Below are 21,437 nucleotides of genomic sequence, written 5' to 3'. Positions count from 1 at the left end.
TCCCGCGCCGCAGAAGGCAATTCTGTGTATAATGCGCGAAATTTTTTGAATCTGTCGGCGCTGTTTCGCAGCGTCGCGCACTCAGTGAGAAAGGTAATCAGACCATGGGATTTAAATGCGGTATTGTGGGCCTGCCGAACGTCGGTAAATCCACCCTGTTCAACGCGCTGACCAAAGCGGGTATCGAAGCAGCCAACTTTCCGTTCTGCACCATCGAGCCAAACACCGGTGTGGTGCCAATGCCCGATCTGCGCCTCGATCAACTGAGCGAGATTGTTAAGCCACAGCGCGTGGTGCCAACCACCATGGAATTCGTCGATATCGCCGGTTTAGTGGAAGGCGCATCGAAAGGCGAAGGTTTGGGCAACAAGTTCCTGACCAACATCCGTGAAACCGAAGCCATCGGTCATGTGGTGCGCTGCTTCGAAAATGACAACATCATCCACGTTGCGGGTAAAGTTAACCCAGCCGAAGATATTGATGTGATTAACACCGAGTTGGCGCTGTCGGATCTTGATACCTGTGAGCGCGCGATTCAGCGTTGCCAGAAGAAAGCCAAAGGCGGCGACAAAGATGCTAAAGCCGAACTGGCCGCGCTGGAAAAATGCCTGCCGCACCTTTCCGAAGCCGGCATGTTGCGTGCACTGGATCTGGATGCTGACGAAAAAGCCGCCATCCGCTATTTGAGCTTCCTGACGCTGAAGCCGACCATGTACATTGCTAACGTCAGCGAAGACGGTTTTGAAAACAACCCGTATCTCGATCAAGTCCGTGCGATTGCGGAAGCCGAAGGTTCTGTGGTGGTTCCGGTGTGTGCTGCGGTTGAATCTGACATCGCCGAGCTGGAAGATGATGAGCGCGACGAGTTCATGGCGGAATTGGGTCTGGAAGAGCCAGGTCTTAACCGTGTGATCCGCGCCGGTTATGCTTTGCTGAACCTGCAAACTTACTTCACCGCGGGCGTGAAAGAAGTGCGTGCATGGACCATTCCTGTCGGTGCGACCGCGCCACAAGCGGCCGGTAAAATCCACACCGACTTCGAGAAAGGCTTTATCCGCGCGCAAACCATCGCATTTGACGATTTCGTGGCGTTCAAAGGTGAACAAGGCGCGAAAGAAGCCGGCAAAATGCGTTCAGAAGGTAAAGAATACATCGTTAAAGATGGCGACGTGATGAACTTCCTGTTCAACGTCTAAATATTCTGCCTGAAAAAATCCACGCTTCTGCGTGGATTTTTTGTTTCTGGCACCTGATTATCTTCCACTATGCTTAAAAGGCTCATTAATTACGGGAGACGATCATGTTGCGAATCACCCTATTAATTCCGGCCCTGTTTCTTACCATTATTCATACAGCGCAAGCCGACGAACCGCCTTTATTTCAGGATTTAACCCCAAGCACCGCCAACCTAAATCAGTACCAATGGAACATGCGTCCGCTGGTAATTTTTGCGCCGTCAAAAACAGATGCCAATTATATTAGCCAAATGGCGATGTTAAGAAACAACGCCGACCAACTTGCCGACCGCGATATTGTGGTGCTGAGTGATACCACGCCAGCGGAAAATGGCGTGCTGCGTTCACAACTCAAACCCGAAGGTTTTGCTGTGGTATTGGTGGGTAAAGATGGCGGGATAAAACTGCGCGAAACAACGCCATTGAGTTCGGAAGTGTTGCTATCGACTATCGACCAAATGCCAATGCGTAAAGCCGGTCAGAAGTGAAAGAGTAAAAGCCTGAGAACAGGATTCCCAGGCTTAATCGCATAACGTGATTTATGGCTTATTCAGTATCGCCATACTGCTCATCGGAAACATGCTCCAGCCACTCAACCACTTTGCCATCCTGCGCTTCCTGAATCGCGATGTGCGTCATCGCGGTGGTTGCGCTCGCGCCGTGCCAATGCTTTTCGTGTGCTGGAATACACACCACGTCGCCCGGACGAATTTCACGCGCCGGCTCACCCCAGGTTTGCACATAGCCAAAACCGGACGTCACGATCAAGCGCTGCCCCAATGGATGGGTATGCCACGCGGTGCGTGCGCCCGGCTCAAACGTCACATGGCCGGCGCTGGCACGCGCATTTTCATCCGCGGCAAACAGTGGATCAATGCGTACGGTGCCGGTAAACCAGTCTTCTGGGCCAACCATGGATGCTTGTGCGCCGGTTTTGTTGATAGTCGTCATCTCGTTTCCTTAAACATTTTGCCTGTTGTTGGAGTCCAGTATGCCTGAGGGATTGATGCGCATTAACCCTCTAAACCTGAATGCATTTATGAGGAATAATCATCAATATTGTTCTCCACGATGCGTTAACGCACAGTGTAGCCACCATCAACCGGTAATGCGTGACCAATAACGAAGCTGGATTGAGGGCTGCACAGCCACAGCACCGCATCGGCAATCTCCTCAGCACGGCCCAGCCGTTTAATCGGCACGTCTTTCATCATTTCAGCCATCGCTTCGGGCTGGCTTTCTAACATGCCAGCAACCATCGGCGTTTCAATGATTCCCGGGCAAACCGCATTAATGCGGATGTTTTGCGCGGCGTATTCCAAACCGGCGCTTTTGGTTAATCCCACCACGCCATGTTTTGATGCATGGTAAATGCCGCGTTCCGCTATCCCGACCAAACCACCCAGCGAGGAGTTATTGACGATGGCGCCACTGCCCTGCTTCTTCATCTGGATTAGTTGGTACTTCATGCAGTTCCAGATGCCACGCAAATTCACATCCATTACGAAGTCATAATCTGCCGGATCGGCGATGGCTGTTTCAGCGACCGGGCTCTGCACGCCAGCATTATTAAAAGCCGCATCAATGCGTCCAAAAGTGGCGACTGCCTGATCAACCATGGCTTTCACTTCATCGATATTGGCGACATTACAGCCAATACCAATGGCATCGTATCCTGCCGCAGTGAGTTCGGCTGCGGCGTGAGTAACCGCCTGTTGATTAATATCAACCAGCACCACCGCAGCGCCAGCCGCCGCAAAAGCGTTGGCAGCAGCCAAGCCCATTCCCGATGCAGCACCGGTAACCAACGCCACCTGACCGTTAAATGAATAATGCATAGTGTATTTCCTGATTCAGTTAATTAGTACAGCGGGTCGTAACCGGGTTTTTTATAGAGTTCGTTGGACTTAGCGAGAATATCCGGCTTATAAACCGCTTCGATCCAGTTCTCTTTTAATACATCCTCAATCGACACAGAAATAGAAGATTCATTAATGCCAAATGCGTTAATTAACGTTTCACTCAATGCTTGAGCGATTGCTGTTTTATTCTCTTCCGACTGGCCGACAATTTTAACAATAATATGTGGCATAAACATTCCTCTATCCAAATGACATGTAATCAACATAGCGTGATTAAATGCCGGCGATAAGCGTCACTGAATGAATAGAGTTATGAGGAATCATCATCAATCGATATTTTCTGCTTTATCAAGTTCATAGACACTGCTGAAAATATATTGTTAATATCAGTCGCACCGAGTACAGGAGCGAAAAATATGGCCCGAGACAATCTCAATGATTTGGTGGCATTTGTCACTGTTGCGCGTGAACAAAGTTTTACCCGAGCAGCAGCACAGTTGGGTGTCTCGCAATCCGCCTTGAGCCATACCATGCGCTCGCTGGAAACTAAGATGGGCGTGCGCTTATTAACGCGCACCACGCGCAGTGTTTCACCGACAGAAATCGGTGAGCAGTTGCTAGCCAGCCTTGCACCGAAATTTGATGATATTTATAGCGAGCTGGCCGCGTTACACGACAAAAAAGAGCATCCGGCGGGCACCATCCGTATTTCAGCCACCGACTTCGCTATTGAAACTATTCTCTGGCCGAAGCTGGCGCCGTTAATGCACACCTATCCCGACATCAATATTGAGTTCGTCAATGATTACGGTCTTACCGATATTGTGGAAAAACGTTATGACGCTGGCGTGCGCTTGGGCGACCAATTGGCCAGCGGCATGATTTCGGCGCGTATCGGTCCAGATATGCGTTTTCTGGTGGTCGGATCGCCCGACTACTTTGCCGGTAAAAACCTGCCGACGTCACCGCAGGATTTGCTCAAGCACCAATGCATCAATCTTCGCCTGCCGGTTCATGGTGGCTTCTACGTGTGGGAGTTTGAGAAAGATGGCCGAGAAGTCACGGCACGCGTTGAAGGCCAGATTATTTTCCACAGCATTTTCCAGATCGTCAAAGCCGCAGTGGCAGGATTTGGCCTGGCACACGTTCCGGAAGAACTGGCGGCGCCTTATTTGCAATCAGGCCAATTAATCAATGTCATGGAAGAGTGGACGCCGTATTGGGAAGGCTTGCACATTTACTATCCCAACCGGCGCGGCTCGTCCAAAGCATTCTCGCTAGTGATCGAAGCGCTGCGCTATCGGAATTAATCGGCAAAATCAGCATCTCGGATCGCACGTTCCGCTGCTGCCAGCGTCACCAGAACATCGCGATCGAGTAATCCTTTCGCCCCGCTATCACCATTAAGTTGTGTCAACGCATGCTGATATTGTTTGGCGAATCCCACCGGATGCCCCGGTTTATCCTGCCAGCACAGACGCGCCTGCTGTGCGCCGCTTTGCAGCGCCCTTGCCACTTGTTGAATATCGTCGGCGGTGACCCAGCCCATATCCCCTGGCAGAATAAGCCAACCGTCCCAGTCGGCGGTGGCGCGCACGCCCGCCGCGATGGTCTCGCCGCTGCCGTTGCTGGCGTAGCGGATGATTTGCGCCTGATAGCTTGCCGCAATCGCCTGGATTTCAGACGCCTCAGGATGACAGACCAACGCCACCGGCAGTCCGCTTTGACTCGCGTTGTGCAGCGTTAAGGCAATCAGCGGCTGCACATTCCCAGCCGCATCAGCGTGAAGCGCCAACAGTTTATGCCCGCGCCCGCCGCTAAGCCGATAGCGCGTGCCTTTGCCCGCCGCCAGAATCACAATGCCGATGCTTATATCTTTCATCAGGTTAACGCATCTGCAAGATGATGACGTTACTGCTGGCGGGATCGGTGCGCTCACGCAGCGCCTTGACGCTTTCGGGTTTCACCGCACTGCCATTATTGCCCCACGAAGTGCGGATAAAGGTCAGCACATCCGCCATCTCTTGATCTGAAAGCTGTTTGCGGAACGGCGGCATGCGATAAGCATCCGGCATGCCATCGGCTACCACGCGAGCTGAACCGTTCAGCGTCACGTTAATCGCCGAAGCATCATCCACCATCATTGATGTCGCACCCGCCAGCGGGGAGATCCACGGCGCTTGTCCTTTGCCATCTGGGCTGTGGCAGCTGCTGCAACGCGCAATAAAGGTCTGCGCGCCCGGCGTGTGTAAGCGTGCGGGCAGTGCCAGCTTGCTGCTGGAATCCTGATATTGCCAATTGAAATTGACCGGCTGATTGTTGCTGCCGGCCGGCAATGCCTTGAGATAATGCGCGATGGCTTTTAAATCGTTATCACTCATGAACTGCGTCGAGTTATTGAAGGCGTCGGCCATTGAACCAAACACCACGCCATGCTGATTACGGCCAGTTTTTAGGAACGCCACCACATCATCTTCGCTCCAGCGCGCCATGCCGGTGTTGCTGTCCCCGCGTAAACTTGGCGCGTACCAACCATCCAGCAATGCGCCCGCAAGGAAATCGGGGCTGCTGCTGTCCAGGCCTTTCTCGTTGAATGCCAGACCGCGCGGCGTATGGCAGCTACCACAATGTCCCGGCCCTTCAACGATATAAGCGCCGCGATTCCACAACTCATCCTGCTGGGCATTGGCTTGCCATGTTGCAGTGGGAGCAAACGCGCCACTCCAGAACGCCAGCGGCCAGCGCATATTCAGCGGCCACGGAATGTCTGATTCCTTGTTTGCCTGATTCACCGGTTTAACCTGATGCTTAAACCACGCGTAGAGATCCTGCACATCCTGATCGTTCAACTTGGCATAAGAAGGAAACGGCATGGCGGGATAAAGACGATGCCCATCTTTTGCCACGCCTTTGCGCACTGCACGATCAAAATCCGCCAGCGTGTAGCGGCCAATCCCGGTGGCGTCGTCAGGCGTGATGTTGCTGGTGTAGATGTTGCCGACCGGCGTGGCCATTTTTAAGCCACCGGAAAATGGCGCGCTGTCTGGCGTGCTGTGGCACGCCACACAATCGCTGAGTCGTGCCACATATTCGCCGCGCTTCAACACGTCGGCATTGGGCGTTGCCAGCGCGGCTTGGCCATCGAATACCGATTTTGGCGTGCGCGTCGCATACAACACCGCGGCCAGCACAATGATGATAATCGCCAATAACCACAGCGAAATCCTGCGTTTCAACATGCTCAATCCCTCAGGTTCGTCGTGGTGGGTTAGGTGAAATCATGGCGTGATAACGGCATACTGCGCGCGCGTTTGCCGGTCAAACGGAACACTGCATTCGCCACCGCAGGCGGTACGGCAGGCAGCGGAGGCTCGCCAATGCCACCCATTTTTTCACCACTTTCAACGATGCGAACGTGCACCTTAGCCATGCGCGAAGCGGGCAGAATCGGATACAGATCATAGTTGCGTGCCAGCGGTTTACCCTGTTGATACACGCACTCTTCCAGCAACACTTGCGATAATCCCAGCGCCGCTGCGCTGTTAACCTGCGCTTTGACGATGGCCGGATTGACGATGCTGCCCGGATCGATGGCTTCCCACACGTCATGCACCATCACTTGCCCATTTTTGATCGATACTTCCGCGATCGCCGCCGCTTCGGTGCCGAACGGTGATGCCATCGCAATACCACGTGCGCGCGTTGATCCATCTGCCGCCTGGAACGGCCCCGGTTTCCAGCCGCCTGACAAATCCGCCACGGCATGCAGCAGGTTGGTCAAGCGTGGATTATCGCGCAACAGATGCAGGCGCAAATCGAACGGATCTTTCTCGCCTTTCGCGGCAATCTCATCAAGGAAGCTTTCGTAGAGGAAATCGTTCATCGAATTGCCCACCGAGCGCCAATAACCGAGCATCACCGGGCCTTTTTTATACAGCTGCGCAATGCGGCGATTGGGGATGGCGTAAGCTTTGCCGGTCAAACCTTCAACGGCGGAATCGTCCATTTTCGCGCCCTGCTTCCCGGCGATACCTTCAGTTGGGCCTTCCGTGATACTGACCGCTTCCAGCGCCAGCGGATAGCCCTCCGCATCCAGCCCGGCACGGAAACGCACCGCCGCCATCGGACGATGGGTATCGCGCAAGAATTCTTCTTCCCGGCTCCAGATGACTTTCACCGGACGTCCGACAGCTTTGGCGAGCGCAATGGCTTGCGGATAGACCATCGCGGTGTCGTAAACGAAGTGGCGACCAAAGAAACCGCCGAGCAGCGGAGAGTGGATGAAGATCTTTTCCGCAGGCAAGCCGGTGCGTTTCGCCGCATCCGCCTGGAACATTTCCGGTGCCTGATTCGGCATCCACAACTCCAGCGAACCATCCTCATTAAAGCGCGCCAGCGCAGAAGGCGGTTCTAACTGGGCATGATTGAGGTACTGGCTGTGATAAGTGGCTTCCAGCGTGCTATGGGCATTTTTCATCGCGTTGACGCTATCGCCTTTAACTTCAGCATCTGCGCCCTCGCCCGGCTCTTTTGCCAGTTGCTCGGCGTGGGCATCGGAAGAGAAGTCGGCAGGCATATAGCGATCGCGCTGATCTTCCGGCGGTTCAAGCCACTCCACTTGTAACGCTTCCGCCGCGCGTTTGGCATGCCACCAACGTTCTGCCACTACTGCCACTGCGCCGGGCAGTCGATGCACCGAATGCACGCCGTTCATGGCAGTGACCTGCGCTTCATTGCGAATCTGTCCAACATTCAACCCGAGGCGTGGCGCGTGCTGGACCGCCGCTTGCAGCATGTTATCGACTTTAATATCAATGCTGTAAATCGCCTGACCGGTGGATTTGGCATACACATCCAGCCGCTTAACCGGCTTACCAATCCAGCGGAATTGCGCCGGATCTTTGAGCTTCACGCTGGCGGGATCGGGCACCGGCATATCCAGCGCACGCTGCGCCAGATCGCCGTAGTTAATCGAACGGCCAGACGCCGGATCGATCACTTTGCCAGGTTCGGTAATCAGATTGCCAATCGGCACCTGCATTTCCAACGCGGCGGCTTGCAGCAGCATCTGTCGAGCTGACGCGCCGAGTCGTCGCATAGTGTTGTAACTCATGCGCACCGACATGCTGCCGCCGGTGATGCGCATCCCCGAATCCATCACTTTGTATTGCGCATCCGCCGGGGCATTTTCCACCACGAAGCTGGCCGGATCGGCATCCAATTCTTCGCCCACGATCTGCGCCATGCCGGTAAAGATCCCTTGTCCGCCTTCGACGAACGGGCTTAAAAAGCGGATGGTGTTATCGGGGCGGATTTCCAGAAAAGCTGGTACGCGCGTGCCAGCAGGCGCAGCAGCGGTCCCTTGCGCGCGCGCCTCGCCAATCGGCAATCCGAGGCCCAGCACAAAAGCGCCCGCCGCAGTGCCAGCCACGCTGAGTAAAAATCGACGACGAGAAAGGTTGTGCGGTTGTTCAGAGGTTAAGGTTTGCAGAAGCGTTTCAGGGAGGTTCATGCTTCACCTCCCTGCTGCGCCACGTCATGAATCGCTGCGCTAATCGCGTTGTACGTGCCGCAGCGACACAGGTTAATCATCGCCGCCACGATCTCTTCATCAGATGGATGCGCCACTTGTTTTAGCAGCGCGGTCGCCGCCATTACCTGGCCGGATTGACAGTAGCCGCATTGCGGTACCTGATGCTGCATCCACGCCTGCACCACGCGTTTGCCAACCTCATCACTCTCAATCGCTTCTATGGTGGTAATGGTTTTTCCCACCACCTGCTCGACCGGCGTCACGCAGGAGCGCACCACTTGCCCGTCGACCAGCACCGAACAAGCGCCGCACTGCGAAAGTCCGCAGCCATATTTAGTGCCGGTCATGCCAAGATCATCGCGGATCACCCACAGCAGCGGCGTATCCCCTTCAGCATCAACCTCAAGCGTTTGGTTATTGATTTGAAGTTTCATAGTTCTCCAGTCACGACATTGAGCAACGCGCTTTATCCGCACAAATATTGGGAGTTATAACAATTAATCCTGGCTGATTTTGATGAGATTTCCTCATAACGCTATTCACAGATAGCCACTCATTAATTATGGCTATGAGTGCTAAGCTGCAAATGCGGCTTAAAATTTATTCGTCGCGCATCTGCAAGCCGGTTTTCCTCCAATATTGATTAGGATTGATGGGTGCAAAATCTCGATATTCAGGTATTAACCCGCGCCCGGCATTGGGCTGAAGACAACGATGTGTGGCTCTGTACCGTGCTGAGCACCTTTGGCTCGTCGCCGCGTCCGCCAGGCACCATGATGGTGTTGCAAGCCGATGGCCGCTATGTCGGTTCGCTGTCAGGTGGATGTATAGAAGAGGATTTTATTGATCGCATTGCCAGCGCGCAGTTTGATCAACCGGCGCAGATTGTGCGCTATGGCGACGGTGGCTTAACGCCAAGCCAGGCGCTGCCGTGCGGCGGCAGGTTGGATATTCTGATTGAGCATTTAGCTGCGGGTTCAAGCAGCGTCGAGTATTTCGAGCAGATGCTGCACGCGTTGCGCGGCGCACTGACGCTGAAAAAAACGCTGGTGCTGCCTGATGCCTGCCCGTCATTGCAGCCTTGTGAGTGGTCAAGTTCGACCATCGCCCATTACAGCGCCACCCAGGTTGAATTAATTCTGGCGGCACCGCCACGCATTATCATTGCCGGCCTCTCCAGCGTGGCGCTGTTTTGCGCCAATTATGCGCTGTCGTTAGGCTTTGAAACTCTTGTATGTGAGCATCGCCAGGAAGTGCGCGACAATTTCGCCAGCAGCCTGCATGCCGATATCACCTTGATCACGCAATTCCCCGCCAGCTATTTAGAACAGCATCCAAGCCACGCTAACACCGCCATTATTTCGGTCACCCACGATCCGCGGATTGATGATTTAACCATGATGGAAGCAATTAACACTGATGCGTTTTATATCGGTGCGATGGGTTCAATGAAAAACAGCCAGGGACGACTGGAACGATTACAGCGCATCGGCGATTTCTCGGCGCAGGATCTGGCGCGCATCCATGCGCCAATTGGATTGGATATCGCCAGTAAAACTCCGGCTGAAATAGCGATTGCGGTGATGGCGGATATTATTCGCTGCAAAAACCAGCGCCATTAACCGGCAACGTCAATCAGCACTTTAATAAAATCAAACTCGCGATTATAGAGTTGTGGAAATAGCGCAGGCGCTTGATGCATACCAATGCGATGGGTTATTAGCGGCGCGGGATTGAGTTGGCCTTTCTGCATATAATCCAGCGACATTTGCCACTCCTTACCCGGAAACGGTGCCGATAGCGAATTCCAGGAACCGCGCACCACTAATTCGTTACGGATGATTTTTTCAAAGCTAGTGCGATCAAATGCCACATCGCCATAAGGAATGCCCAATAACAGCACTGTGCCGCCCTTGTTGGCCAAATTCATGGCATTCACGATGCCGCGCGCATTGCCCGATGATTCAACCACCACATCGCAACCTCTCCCTGCTGTTGCCGCAGCAAAGCGCTGGGCGAAATCAGCATCGCTGACGTTAAACGCGGCATCAGCGCCAGTTTCTAACGCCATCGCCAGTTTGAAGTCATCGGTATCACAAGCAAAGACGTTGGCGGCACCGTAAATGCGCGTCCACTGCACCGCTAACAAACCAATGGTGCCGCAGCCAACAATCACCACGCGGCTGTGCGGTTGGATGCTGACTTGATCCAGCCCATGCACCACCACCGCCGACGGTTCAACAAAGCTGGCGGCGGCGAAATCCAATCCCTCGGGAATCGCCACCACATTCGCCGCAGGCAAACGTACATATTCGGCAAACGCGCCTTGGTGATGGCCGCCGAGCACCTTCAATTCGATGCATTTGGAAAACTGGCTTTGCTGGCAAAATTCGCAATGATGGCAGGGAAAACACGGACAACCAATCACCCGATCGCCGGGACGGAAGCCAGCGACATTTTTACCCACTTCTGCCACGGTACCGGAGAACTCATGTCCCCAGGTCAAACCGGGATTATAGGAGCCAATTTTGCCAAAGCGCGAAATATCAGAGCCGCATATTCCCGCGGTATTTACTTTAATTATCACGTCATCATCGTGCTTAATAAGCAACATCGGCACATCTTCAAATCTGACATCTTGTTTGCCATATAAGTTGAGGGCTTTCATGATGTATTACCTTGGATAAATAGCATTTTCAAACACCGCACATTCCGTAGCGGCGCAATTTATTGCGTTGTATTGATCTTTAAAAATCAACTGAACGCGATAAATCGCGCCGCTACAAATACGCGCTATTTAACTTAATTACTCTTTCTCACCAAACCCGCTGGCAAATAAACCTTTAATTTCACTCATGGCATCATGTTCGTCGCTGCCTTCACAGATAATCTCAATATTAGAATTACCCTTGACGCCAGCGCCGAGCACGCTCATTAATCCCTTTAACTCGATGGTTTTGCCATTATTCACCAACATCACCGATGACTGATATTTCTTGACGGCTTTAATCAGCGTGGCAGCCGGGCGCGCGTGGAGGCCCGTGCTATTAACGACACGTATATTTTCTTTAATCATTTTTAAATCCCGATGTGCAGGTTTTCTTTTATTAATATCAGGAAGCGCGATTCATCATTTGGATTTTGCTAAACACATCGGCTTCCACCGCTGCTTTGGCGCTGGTCATCACACGAGCCAGATTGGCTTCATTATTATTTTCTGTCCAGGCGCGGCCCACGGAAGTAATAAACGCTTTGCGCAAATCGCTGGCAATATTGACTTTCACCACGTTGTATTTCACGAAGCTGCGAATAATCGCTTCATCAATCCCTGAACCACCATGAATCACTAATGGCACCGGACAGATTGCAGCAATCTCTTTTAACAACGGGATATCAATACGTGGAATATCTTCTAAGCCGTGCACGTTTCCAACCGAAACTGCCAGCATGCTACAGCCGGTTTCCTGCACGAAGCGCAACACCTGCTGCGGATCGGTTTTACAATCCGCTTCACTGACGTGGTCGTCCTCTTTACCCAAAATCGCGCCCAGTTCCGCTTCCACCGGCACGCCAAACGATTTACAGAAATCCACCGCTGCTTTAGTAAAGGCAATATTCTCTTCAAATGGCAATTCAGCACCGTCAATCATCACCGAAGTGAAACCGGCGCGTACCGCCTGTTTAACATCATCGAGCTCTTTACCGTGATCGAGATGCAAGCTGATCGGCACATCCATGCTGGCCGCGCGCTTTTTGACGATTTCATAAATGTAATCGTAGCCAGAAAGTTTGGCATTGGTCGGTGCAATCTGAATGAAATTGGGTAAACCTGAACGCTCAATGGCATCCAGAATGGAAATAGTGGTTTCCAGATTGGTGGTATTAAATGCACCGGCCAGCACGCGTTTCTCCTGAATGCTATTCAGCAGAATATTACCGTTTACTAATGGCATAACATTTACCTCTCTCTTCGTTGAAGTACCGTACCTAAATAATATTTGTCGGATTTGAGCCAGACATTGCCAAACTCAATCGCCATATCTTGTTGGAAAAATACCAGCTGTTCTAAATGCAGCACCGGTGCATCTTCATGCACTTCTAAATAATGGCCGCGATCGGCACCAATAATTTTTGCGGCGTAGCGGCTTTCAGAGAAACTGATCTTCTTGCCGGATAATCTTTCAATGGTTGGGAACAGGTTATTGCTGTTGAAATCGATCGCTTCAATGCCTGGGCAATAAGCAATATTGATGCGGTTTTCGATCAGCATCACCTTTTCGCCTTCGACGCTGCGCACACGTTTCAGATATAAAATCGGCGCGCCCACTTCAATGCCTAATTTGGACGCCACCAGCTTAGAAGCCACATCCAGCCGTGATTCAATCACCTGGGTTTCAAAGTGCAGATGCTGGCTTTCCAGCGACTCCGCGAAGGAGAGCAATCCTTCACCCAGCGAATACGAGATATTTTCGCTTTTAACGAACGTTCCCTTCCCCTGCACTTGCACCAGCAAACCTTCATTCACCAGCATGGTGACGGCTTTCTTTACCGTGCCGCGACTGACACCAAGCATCTCCATGATCTGATTCTCAGATGGCACGCGATCGCCGGTGGTGAGATCTCCCTTGTAAATGTTTTCACGGATCCACTCTGAGACTTGAAGGTAAAGCGGGACTTCAGAGTCTTTCAAAACGGTATTCATGCGATGTTCCCTCAGTAATTAAGATCGTCTATGTACGACTATGCACAAGTATCGCCCGAACATAACCTGATTTCCCGCCTTTCACAAACGATCTGCTTCACAAAATCCACGCCCTTAACCGCACGTAAGATCAGGAAATATCGTCACTGTTACGCATCCATCTGCATGATGACTTTCAACACGTCGTTATGCGGATTCGACGCAAATTCGATGGCTTCCTCTAACTGCGATAGCGGGTAAGTGTGGGTGATCATCTCATCCACGTTGATGCGGTTTTGGCGAATAATCTCCACCGCTTCCGGCATCTCATACGACGAAAGCGAATATGTGCCAATCACCGAGATTTCATCGCGGAAGAAACGCGCCGCATCAATGTTGACCATGTTGTGCTGGTCAAACGGGGAGAACACGACGACGCGTCCCCCGCGTCGCAGCAAATTAATGGCTTGCGGCAGAAGTGCAGACACGCCCGCAGCGATGACCACCACATCGACACCTAAACCTTCGGTGATATCACTGATGCGCGCTTCCAGATTTTCAGTAGACGGATTGATGGCATGGTGAATCCCCAGTTTCAAAGCCAGCTCCAGTTTGAACGGTGACAAGTCGGAGACAATGACTTGCGACGCGCCCATCATGGCGCTGAGTTGTGCGCTCAGCAGACCGATGGTGCCCGACCCCATCACTAGCACGCTGCAACCTGGCGTAATTGCCGCTCGTTTCAGGCCATGCAGACAGCAACCGATTGGCTCGACCATCGCGGCTTTTTCCCACGACACGCCTTCTGGAATTTTGTGCGTCAGATGTTTAACGTGCAGCTCCGGCAAACGGATGTACTCGGCAAAACCGCCTGGTTCGATGTGGGTGGGTTTAAACTGTTCGCACAGCGTAAAATGGCCGCGGTCGCAGTAGTGACAGCTAAAACACGGTACATGGATGGCAGTCACCACGCGATCGCCGGGACGGAAACGCGTCACCCGTTTGCCCACTTTCACCACTTCCGCCGCCACTTCATGGCCTAACACCACCGGGCCAGTGACGGTTTGATGCTGCGCTTTATGAATGTCGGTGCCGCACAGACCACAGCTTTTCATTTTCAATAAAATGTCACCGTCCTCAATTTCAGGCACCGGCAACTCTTCGTAGCGGATATCATTTTTGGCGTAATAAACACTGGCTTTCATGGCTCACGTCCTGCTTAGCTGATTTTCAATGTGCATTTTGGTGTGGTAGAGCGGCTGATAGATCTGCTGATAAACACGCTCAAAACCGGTGGCGGCCTGGTTGTCGGGCTGATAACGCACCAGCGCCTCTTCCGGCAAGGTGCGATTGCCCGGCTCAAATCCTGCGCCTTGCGCACCGATCAATGCCGCACCACGACTCACCGCTTCGGGTATGTTGCAGGCCACTATTTCGCGATTAAGAATGGTCGCCTTGAGTTGCAACCAATATGGATTCTGGCAAGCCGCGCCAATCACCATCACCGATTTCCAGTGCGAACCGGTTAAGGATTCATAGGTTTCCAGCAGCAAGCGCAGCTCGTAACACAGACCGTGAAACACCGCTTTCAGGAACGTTTCGGCATCGGTTTTATCTTCCACGCCGTAAATCAATCCTTTGGCATAAATCGATCTTTTCGGCGGCCCGCTGCCACGCAGATGGGGAATGAGAAAACTGTCGGTTGGCGTGGTCGCCGCACCTTTATCCAGCAACCAATGCGTCATGCAGTTGAAATCCGCCGGTTTCAGATTGAACAGTTTTGAGAACCACTCAATGGCGTAGCCAGCCGATGGCAGCGAGGCGTAAAGCGTGTAGGCATTCGGCAACACATGAGAACCATTCGATACGCGTGATTGAAAGTACGGTTCGGTGGCCGACGGTTTATTTAGCACCACCAGCAAACCTTCGGTGGTGCCGGTCGAATTCAGGATCTGCTGTTCATCGGTGATGCCCACCGCTACTGAACCCACCATATGATCGTGACCGGCAATCGAAATATTGGGTGCAGCCGTAATTGCGGTGATGGCACACAACTCCGGAAGCAACTGACCAATCGGTTCACCCGCAGCGACTAACGGGCTGAACAGTGACAAGGGAATATCCAGCGCCGAACAAATCTCTGCCGACCAAACCTGCTCGCTAATATCAAAAGCCAGCGTACGGGAGGCCAGCGAATATTCTGCGCGCTTCACGCCGCTGAGGCGGAAAGCAATATATTCCGCCATGCACAGCCAGTGCGCTGGCTTTTGCTTATTGGCGTGTTCCATTAGCCACAAAATTTTATTCAGGCTGTAATTGCTGTGCGCCGGAATACCGGTAATTTCATACAGCCGACTTTCGCTGATGCGACTAATAACCTGCTCAAGTTGCGGTTGCGTGCGAGTATCGTACCAGGTCATCACCGGGCCAATCACATTATCGTTTTCATCCAGCAACACACCGGCTTCACCGACGCTGGCGACAGAAACGCTGACGATATTTTCTGCATCGTTAATCGCGCTGGCAATGTCACGTAAACCGGCGATGATACCGAGCCACAGCTGGTCGATATCAAAATCACTGCCATATTGCGTACTGTTTTTTGGCGTAATGAAACTGTGCTTTTTAATTAATGCCAGATCTGCGATGCGATATAAGCAGACCTTGCAATTGGTGGTTCCAACATCTATGCCAATCGCGTACATATCTCTCCCCTCAGGCAGGGAATATCATCAATGATTAAGAAAGAAGGGAAATACCACTCTGCCTTTCCCTTTTTATATCGTTATGGCTTATTTCGACATCGCAGCCTGTTGTGCTTCGGCGTGCTCGGCCAACTCTTCACGCTGCATCTGTTTCGTCGTCATGCGATACAGCAGCAAGCAAGTCACGAAAATCACCGGAATCAAGCCCAGGGCGATAATGTTGCCTTCAAAGATCTTCACCATCCAGAAGCGGAACGGGTTGCCGCCATCCAGCAAGCTGGAGATTTCGCTGTCGGTGTTGATCGGGAAGTGAATACTTTTGGCCACCGCAGTGAGAATCGGTGCCGCCGCCGAAGCGACGTACAGATTGACCGTCAACAGCGGGATGCCCAGGATAAAGGCACGCGCAATGTTGCCACGGCAAGCCAGCACCACCATCGAGATTGGCACCCAGATATTCGCCAAATCACCCAGCGGCAGCAGGCGGTTACCCGGCAAAATCACCGCCAGCAACACACCCATCGGAATCAGCAGCAGCGCAGTTGAAAGTACCGATGGATGACCGACCGCCACCGCAATATCAAGCCCGATATACAGATCATCGCGATCCGGGTATTTCTTGCGCAGGAACTTTTTCACCGCCTCAGAGAGTGGCAACAACCCTTCCATCAGCAACTTCACCATGCGCGGCATAATCAGCATCACGGCACCAAGACTCATCGCCAGCGTCAGCACGCCTTTGAAGTCATAGCGCGCCAGCAAGCCGATCCCCGCGCCGAGAAACACGCCTAACATCATCGGTTCGCCAAAGATGCCAAAGCGTTTCTGGATGGTGTCGGCATCGGCATTGAGCTTATTGATGCCCGGAATCTTATCCAGAATCAGGTTACCCAGCAGACCGAACGGGAAGAAGATCGCCGAGGACAAGGTCGGCAAAGAGATGCCCGGCAGATTGAAATACTTCTGAATCATCGGGGCGCACCAATCCGCCAGCAACAGCGTGATGATTGAGGTGACGCCAGCAATCAACAAACCAAACATAAAGCTGCCGGTGACGTTGTAAACCATCGCGCCCACCATCGAGAAGTGCCAGAAGTTCCACACATCGATGTTGACGGTACGTGTCCATTTCATGGTCAACATCAATACGTTAATGCCAATGGTCAGCGGCACCACAAATGGCGCGACCTGCGATGCCCAAGCAATGGCCGCCAGCGGCGTCCAACCCAAATCGACCACCGGCAAGTTAATTCCGGTGTGCTTCACCATGTCTTTTGCCGCTGGGCCGAGTTGATCCAACAACAGGCCGAACACCAGAAAGATGCCGATGAACCCCATGCCAATGGTCAATGAGGAGCGCAGCGATTTGCTGAACCCGGCGCCCAGGCACAGCCCCATAATAAAGATGATGATTGGCAGCATTATCGTGGGGCCAAGCCCCAGCAAATATTGAATCCCGCCATAGAGTGTTTCGAGCATCGGCCTGTCCTCGGTTATTTTTTCAGGATTGAGACGATTTTTTCGAGCAGTTCATCTTCACCAAAACCGGTGAGCAGCGGCAGGCCATTCAACACTGGCGTCTCCAGCGTGGTTTTTACCGCCGAGGTGACAATAATCAGATCCGCCATACCATCCTGAGAGGCGATGGTGCCGATATTGGATTGAATCGGCTCAACGTTAATGCCCTGCTCTTTGCAGTAGGTCACCACTTTTTCCGTCGCCACGGCTGAGGTTGCAATTCCGCTGGTACAGGCGAAGATAATTTTCTTATTCATATCAGACTCCGTTATTTGTAATCGGGATTTAAAATTATTAAGCACGGGTTTAGTCGAGATTTTTTGCCAGTATTTTTATGACTTCATCGCTTGAATCGGTATTTAACAGCGTGTTCATCTGGTCGGTCTTTTGAAACAGCGAAATAAGCTTCATAAGAAATTCCAGGTGCGCATCTTTTTCCTTGAGCAGCAGGAAGAAAATAACGTTAACCTTCATGGTCAGGTCAGGATCTTCAGCCTGATTGAACACAATCCCTTCCGGACACGTCACCACCACCAGACGTTCTTCACGCACATGTTCAACATCTACATGGGGAATCGCCACGCCCATGGTCTCCAGTTGCATTGCCGTAGGATGATGCTGCTCACGCAGGCGCAACGCTTCTGGATAGCTGGACTCAACAATGCCTTTTTCCAGCAACTGATCGCTGATTTTTATAAACAATTCATCACGTTGCTGCGTGGGCAGATGAATGTGAATCAGCTCGTTTTCCAGTGATGTGTTCAATGACATCTTGACCCTCTGTGCATCCAATTAAACGAATAGCCTGACGCCTTAGCGATCAGTAACAGGCATGGTTGTCTATGTACAACTATGTTCAACCTGAGTGAACCGTACTCCTGCAAGCGGTTAATGAGCAATCTGCATGCGCAGATTTTGTGCTGGTGCTCACACAAAAAAGATATCTATTTAGCGGGAATAAATTGAGGATACGATTTAACAGCATGAATTGATTAAACATACGCGATGAATAATCACGACATCTATTGAGAGGTGTAAAAGCAGATTAATTTGAGGGGGGTATTCGTTTGTTAACGATACATAGCGAATTAACTGAGGGCTTGATGGGTTGCGGTGATGACTGCGTACAACAATTGTATATTTCGTAGCGGCGCGATTTATCGCGTTCAGTTGATTTTTAAGGTCAACACAACGCAATAAATTGCGCCGCTACGGTCCGTGCGCTCTGCCAGTAAGCGACTACTTCCCTACTCGCGCCTGCATTGCCGCGGGATAACGCTCGCCGATCACCTTAATGGTTTCCAGCGCCTGGGTCAGTTTCTGCAACTCTGCGGCAGATAAAGTCACGTTTACCGCCCCAAGGTTCTCTTCCAGTCGATGCAGTTTGGTGGTGCCAGGAATCGGCACAATCCACGGTTGCTGCGACAGCAGCCACGCCAGCGCGATTTGCGCTGATGTCACGCCATTATCGGCGGCCAGTTGCGCCACCAGCGTGACCAATTGCTCATTGGCGGCGATGGCTTCAGCGGCGAAACGCGGCACTTTGCTGCGGAAATCATCATCGCCAAAGCTATGACCGGATTTAATCGCGCCGGTTAAAAAACCTTTGCCCAACGGGCTAAACGGCACGAAGCCAATGCCCAACTCTTGCAGCAGCGGCAAGATTTCCTGCTCTGGCTCGCGCCACCACATCGAATATTCACTTTGTAGCGCGGTGACCGGCTGCACCGCATGTGCGCGGCGGATAGTATTGGCGCCAGCTTCCGACAAACCAAAATGCTTCACTTTGCCTTCGTCAATCAGGTCTTTCACCGTGCCAGCCACATCTTCAATCGGCACGTCGGGATCGACGCGATGCTGATACAACAAGTCAATTACATCGGTTTTCAGGCGACGCAGTGAACCTTCTACCGCCTCGCGGATATGCTCAGGGCGGCTATTAAGGATCTGCTGCTTATTATCATCACCAAAGGTGAAACCAAATTTGGTGGCAATCACCACCCGATCGCGATACGGCTGCAACGCTTCGCCAACCACCTCTTCATTCAGGTACGGCCCGTACACTTCGGCGGTATCGAAGAAGGTCACGCCACGTTCTACGGCGGCACGGATCAGGTCAATCGCCTGTTTAGTATTGGTCGCCGGGCCGTAGCCGTAACTCAATCCCATACAGCCGAGGCCAAGCGCGGAGACTTCGAGTTGGCTGTTGCCAAGATAGCGTTTTTGCATGGTTCAGTTCCTCTGAATGGATGTTGTGGGATTACACGTCGAGTTTGCGCTGGGTCAGCCACTCCACCATCGCCGGATCACGATGCGAGAAGAACGCGCTAGTGGCGGTATCCAGTGCGGTGATTTGCTGCATATCGTCGTGGCTCAGTTCAAAGTCCAGCACATTGAAGTTTTCCTCCATGCGCTGTTTGCGCACGGTTTTTGCCAGCGACACGATGCCGCGTTGGTAGATCCAGCGCAGCACCACTTGCCCAACGCTCTTACCATGCGTGGCAGCAATCGCCGCTAGCACGGGATGCTGGAATAACCCGTTTTTACCTTCAGCAAATGGTGCCCAGGCTTCGGCCTGAATGCCGCGCGTTTTCATCCACGGCACCGCATGCAGTTGTTGGTTAAACGGGTTCACTTCCACCTGATTAACCGCCGGAACAATGTTATTGAAGGCGATAAGATCGGCGAGACGGTCGGATTGGAAGTTGCTGACACCAATCGCTTTGATCTTGCCCGCCTGATGCAACTCTTCCATCGCACGCCACGCGCCATGCACATCGCCGTACGGTTGGTGAATTAAATAGAGATCGACATAATCCAGCTGCAAGCGATTCAGTGAACGTTCAAACTGCGCTTTCGCGCCTTCATAACTGCTGCCCTGTAACCACAGTTTAGTGGTAACAAACAGCGCTTCGCGCGCCACACCGCTATTACGTAGCGCGTTGCCAACCTGGGTTTCATTTTGGTAGGAAGCGGCGGTATCAATCAGGCGATAGCCGGTTTCGATGGCATCGATGACCGCGCGTTCGCACTCGGCGGCATCGGTCATTTGAAACACGCCAAAGCCCAGCAAGGGCATTTCAAGGCCGTTATTCAGTTTGGTGGTGTGCATGGCGTTATCCTTTTTGAGTTTGCAAAGAAGGATAACGCCGCAGGATTGATTTGATTAGATAGGGTAATCAGCTAGGGTTTATTAGCCTTGTTCATCAGTCAGACTATGCCCAAGGAGTAAGTTTTCGATGAGGCAACGTATTGTCTCATAAACAATTTCTCTGACCGAACTCATATAATTGCTTTATGGTTTTAAAATTTAATTTTTCCATTAGTCGGCATTTATAGGTCGCCACTGTTTTGGCGCTGAGATTCATTTTTAATGCTACCTCAGCATTTTGCAGGCCATTAAGAAGGAGTTGGAAAACTTTAAACTCTTGAGAGGATAACGTTTCAATCTTTTGCTGGTCCGTTAAATCCGCGCCATCAATTATTTTTCTTTGCACCAGAGGAAAATAGCTGTAACCCTTTATGCCGGCATGGATAGCCGTGATCACTTCGCTCAAAGTATCGTCTTTACTAACAAAACCATTTGCCCCGGCCGACGCGCTCAATGGTGCGTAAAAATCAGGATTTTTTGCCGAAAGCACAATAATGACGCCCGAATAATGGCAGCGTCTAAGCCGTTTGATAACTTCAAGACCATCCAGCCGTGCAATATCAATATCGATGATCACAACATCAGGCTGGTATAAGTCAACCAGATGCTGCGCTTCAATTCCATCATCTGATTCAGCCACGATGGTAAATTGCTCTTTTTCTAATAATGTTCGAACGGCTAAGCGAATCAAAGCATGGTCATCGATAATAATGGTTGGTATTAACGCCATTGTCCTCTCTCAATATTCAAAC

Annotated in this window: 23 protein-coding genes; 4 read left to right on the top strand and 19 right to left on the bottom strand. The window is 52.0% G+C overall.

All coding sequences use genetic code 11. The features are described from left to right. Positions 1 to 104 precede the first annotated feature (104 nt). Both ychF and ABDW13_RS17940 read left to right on the top strand, forming a co-directional pair. Positions 105 to 1,196 carry a redox-regulated ATPase YchF gene (gene ychF / locus ABDW13_RS17945; RefSeq protein WP_343553924.1) on the top strand — a complete coding sequence of 364 codons (1,092 nt, stop codon included), beginning with the start codon at positions 105 to 107 and terminating at the stop codon, positions 1,194 to 1,196. A gap of 104 nt (positions 1,197 to 1,300) precedes the next feature. Continuing rightward, entirely contained in the window at positions 1,301 to 1,723 is a 423-nt protein-coding gene (locus ABDW13_RS17940) for a DUF4174 domain-containing protein (RefSeq protein ID WP_343553923.1), read from the top strand. A 58-nt stretch (positions 1,724 to 1,781) separates the two neighbouring features. On the opposite strand, the gene ABDW13_RS17935 is transcribed toward ABDW13_RS17940, so the two are convergent. From ABDW13_RS17935 to ABDW13_RS17925, 3 genes are all read right to left on the bottom strand, one after another. After that, positions 1,782 to 2,186: a cupin domain-containing protein gene (locus tag ABDW13_RS17935; protein ID WP_343553922.1), complete on the bottom strand. Its 405-nt coding sequence runs from the start codon at positions 2,184 to 2,186 to the stop codon at positions 1,782 to 1,784. A gap of 125 nt (positions 2,187 to 2,311) precedes the next feature. Further along, the gene (locus tag ABDW13_RS17930) at positions 2,312 to 3,073 is read right to left on the bottom strand and encodes a glucose 1-dehydrogenase (RefSeq protein WP_343553921.1); all 762 of its coding nucleotides are present in this window, start codon (positions 3,071 to 3,073) and stop codon (positions 2,312 to 2,314) included. A 23-nt stretch (positions 3,074 to 3,096) separates the two neighbouring features. Next, entirely contained in the window at positions 3,097 to 3,327 is a 231-nt protein-coding gene (locus ABDW13_RS17925; protein ID WP_343553920.1) for a tautomerase family protein, read from the bottom strand. Between the two features lie 186 nt (positions 3,328 to 3,513). On the opposite strand from ABDW13_RS17925, the gene ABDW13_RS17920 reads away from it, so the two are divergent. Beyond that, positions 3,514 to 4,407, top strand: a complete 894-nt coding sequence (locus tag ABDW13_RS17920) for a LysR family transcriptional regulator (RefSeq protein WP_343553919.1) — start codon at positions 3,514 to 3,516, stop codon at positions 4,405 to 4,407. On the opposite strand, the gene ABDW13_RS17915 is transcribed toward ABDW13_RS17920, so the two are convergent. Genes ABDW13_RS17915 through ABDW13_RS17900 form a run of 4 tightly spaced genes read right to left on the bottom strand, consistent with a single transcriptional unit; the run spans position 4,404 to position 9,064 of the window. Then, a complete protein-coding gene (locus ABDW13_RS17915) occupies positions 4,404 to 4,979 on the bottom strand; it encodes an NTP transferase domain-containing protein (protein ID WP_343553918.1) in 576 nt (191 codons plus the stop codon). The genes ABDW13_RS17920 and ABDW13_RS17915 overlap by 4 nt on opposite strands. Before the next feature lie 4 nt (positions 4,980 to 4,983). Next, positions 4,984 to 6,336, bottom strand: coding sequence for a cytochrome c (locus ABDW13_RS17910; RefSeq protein ID WP_343553917.1), 1,353 nt, complete (start codon positions 6,334 to 6,336; stop codon positions 4,984 to 4,986). Between the two features lie 29 nt (positions 6,337 to 6,365). Further along, complete coding sequence (locus ABDW13_RS17905; protein ID WP_343553916.1) at positions 6,366 to 8,609, bottom strand: molybdopterin cofactor-binding domain-containing protein; 2,244 nt, start codon at positions 8,607 to 8,609, stop codon at positions 6,366 to 6,368. Next, positions 8,606 to 9,064 carry a (2Fe-2S)-binding protein gene (locus tag ABDW13_RS17900; RefSeq protein ID WP_343553915.1) on the bottom strand — a complete coding sequence of 153 codons (459 nt, stop codon included), beginning with the start codon at positions 9,062 to 9,064 and terminating at the stop codon, positions 8,606 to 8,608. Before ABDW13_RS17900 ends, ABDW13_RS17905 begins: the two co-directional genes overlap by 4 nt. A gap of 222 nt (positions 9,065 to 9,286) precedes the next feature. Here ABDW13_RS17900 and ABDW13_RS17895 point away from each other — a divergent pair, with 222 nt between their 5' ends. Further along, positions 9,287 to 10,252, top strand: coding sequence for an XdhC family protein (locus tag ABDW13_RS17895; protein ID WP_343553914.1), 966 nt, complete (start codon positions 9,287 to 9,289; stop codon positions 10,250 to 10,252). On the opposite strand, the gene ABDW13_RS17890 is transcribed toward ABDW13_RS17895, so the two are convergent. From ABDW13_RS17890 to ABDW13_RS17835, 12 genes are all read right to left on the bottom strand, one after another. Beyond that, complete coding sequence (locus tag ABDW13_RS17890) at positions 10,249 to 11,298, bottom strand: galactitol-1-phosphate 5-dehydrogenase (RefSeq protein WP_343553913.1); 1,050 nt, start codon at positions 11,296 to 11,298, stop codon at positions 10,249 to 10,251. The two genes, ABDW13_RS17895 and ABDW13_RS17890, sit on opposite strands and share 4 nt — an antisense overlap. A gap of 138 nt (positions 11,299 to 11,436) precedes the next feature. Beyond that, positions 11,437 to 11,706: an HPr family phosphocarrier protein gene (locus ABDW13_RS17885; protein ID WP_343553912.1), complete on the bottom strand. Its 270-nt coding sequence runs from the start codon at positions 11,704 to 11,706 to the stop codon at positions 11,437 to 11,439. Positions 11,707 to 11,743: 37 nt separating this feature from the next. After that, positions 11,744 to 12,583 (bottom strand): class II aldolase, encoded by an 840-nt coding sequence (locus tag ABDW13_RS17880; protein WP_343553911.1) that lies wholly within the window; start codon positions 12,581 to 12,583, stop codon positions 11,744 to 11,746. 5 nt (positions 12,584 to 12,588) lie between these two features. Then, positions 12,589 to 13,332 (bottom strand): GntR family transcriptional regulator, encoded by a 744-nt coding sequence (locus ABDW13_RS17875; RefSeq protein WP_343553910.1) that lies wholly within the window; start codon positions 13,330 to 13,332, stop codon positions 12,589 to 12,591. 149 nt (positions 13,333 to 13,481) lie between these two features. Further along, complete coding sequence (locus tag ABDW13_RS17870) at positions 13,482 to 14,516, bottom strand: zinc-dependent dehydrogenase (RefSeq protein WP_343553909.1); 1,035 nt, start codon at positions 14,514 to 14,516, stop codon at positions 13,482 to 13,484. A 3-nt stretch (positions 14,517 to 14,519) separates the two neighbouring features. Beyond that, on the bottom strand, positions 14,520 to 16,016 hold the full coding sequence (locus tag ABDW13_RS17865; protein ID WP_343553908.1) for an FGGY family carbohydrate kinase: 1,497 nt from the start codon (positions 16,014 to 16,016) through the stop codon (positions 14,520 to 14,522). Between the two features lie 87 nt (positions 16,017 to 16,103). Beyond that, positions 16,104 to 17,495 (bottom strand): PTS galactitol transporter subunit IIC, encoded by a 1,392-nt coding sequence (locus ABDW13_RS17860; RefSeq protein ID WP_343553907.1) that lies wholly within the window; start codon positions 17,493 to 17,495, stop codon positions 16,104 to 16,106. 14 nt (positions 17,496 to 17,509) lie between these two features. Beyond that, on the bottom strand, positions 17,510 to 17,791 hold the full coding sequence (locus ABDW13_RS17855) for a PTS sugar transporter subunit IIB (protein WP_343553906.1): 282 nt from the start codon (positions 17,789 to 17,791) through the stop codon (positions 17,510 to 17,512). A 49-nt stretch (positions 17,792 to 17,840) separates the two neighbouring features. After that, a complete protein-coding gene (locus tag ABDW13_RS17850) occupies positions 17,841 to 18,305 on the bottom strand; it encodes a PTS sugar transporter subunit IIA (RefSeq protein WP_343553905.1) in 465 nt (154 codons plus the stop codon). A gap of 468 nt (positions 18,306 to 18,773) precedes the next feature. Then, a complete protein-coding gene (locus tag ABDW13_RS17845) occupies positions 18,774 to 19,763 on the bottom strand; it encodes an aldo/keto reductase (RefSeq protein ID WP_343553904.1) in 990 nt (329 codons plus the stop codon). A 31-nt stretch (positions 19,764 to 19,794) separates the two neighbouring features. Further along, positions 19,795 to 20,646, bottom strand: coding sequence for an aldo/keto reductase (locus ABDW13_RS17840; protein WP_343553903.1), 852 nt, complete (start codon positions 20,644 to 20,646; stop codon positions 19,795 to 19,797). A 145-nt stretch (positions 20,647 to 20,791) separates the two neighbouring features. Next, entirely contained in the window at positions 20,792 to 21,415 is a 624-nt protein-coding gene (locus ABDW13_RS17835) for a response regulator (protein WP_343553902.1), read from the bottom strand. Between the last annotated feature and the right edge of the window lie 22 nt (positions 21,416 to 21,437).

This window comes from Pantoea sp. (assembly GCF_039594315.1).
Lineage (GTDB): Bacteria > Pseudomonadota > Gammaproteobacteria > Enterobacterales > Enterobacteriaceae > Pantoea.
Note: the sequence above shows the minus strand (reverse complement) of the source record. Positions and strands in the feature narration are given on the sequence as shown.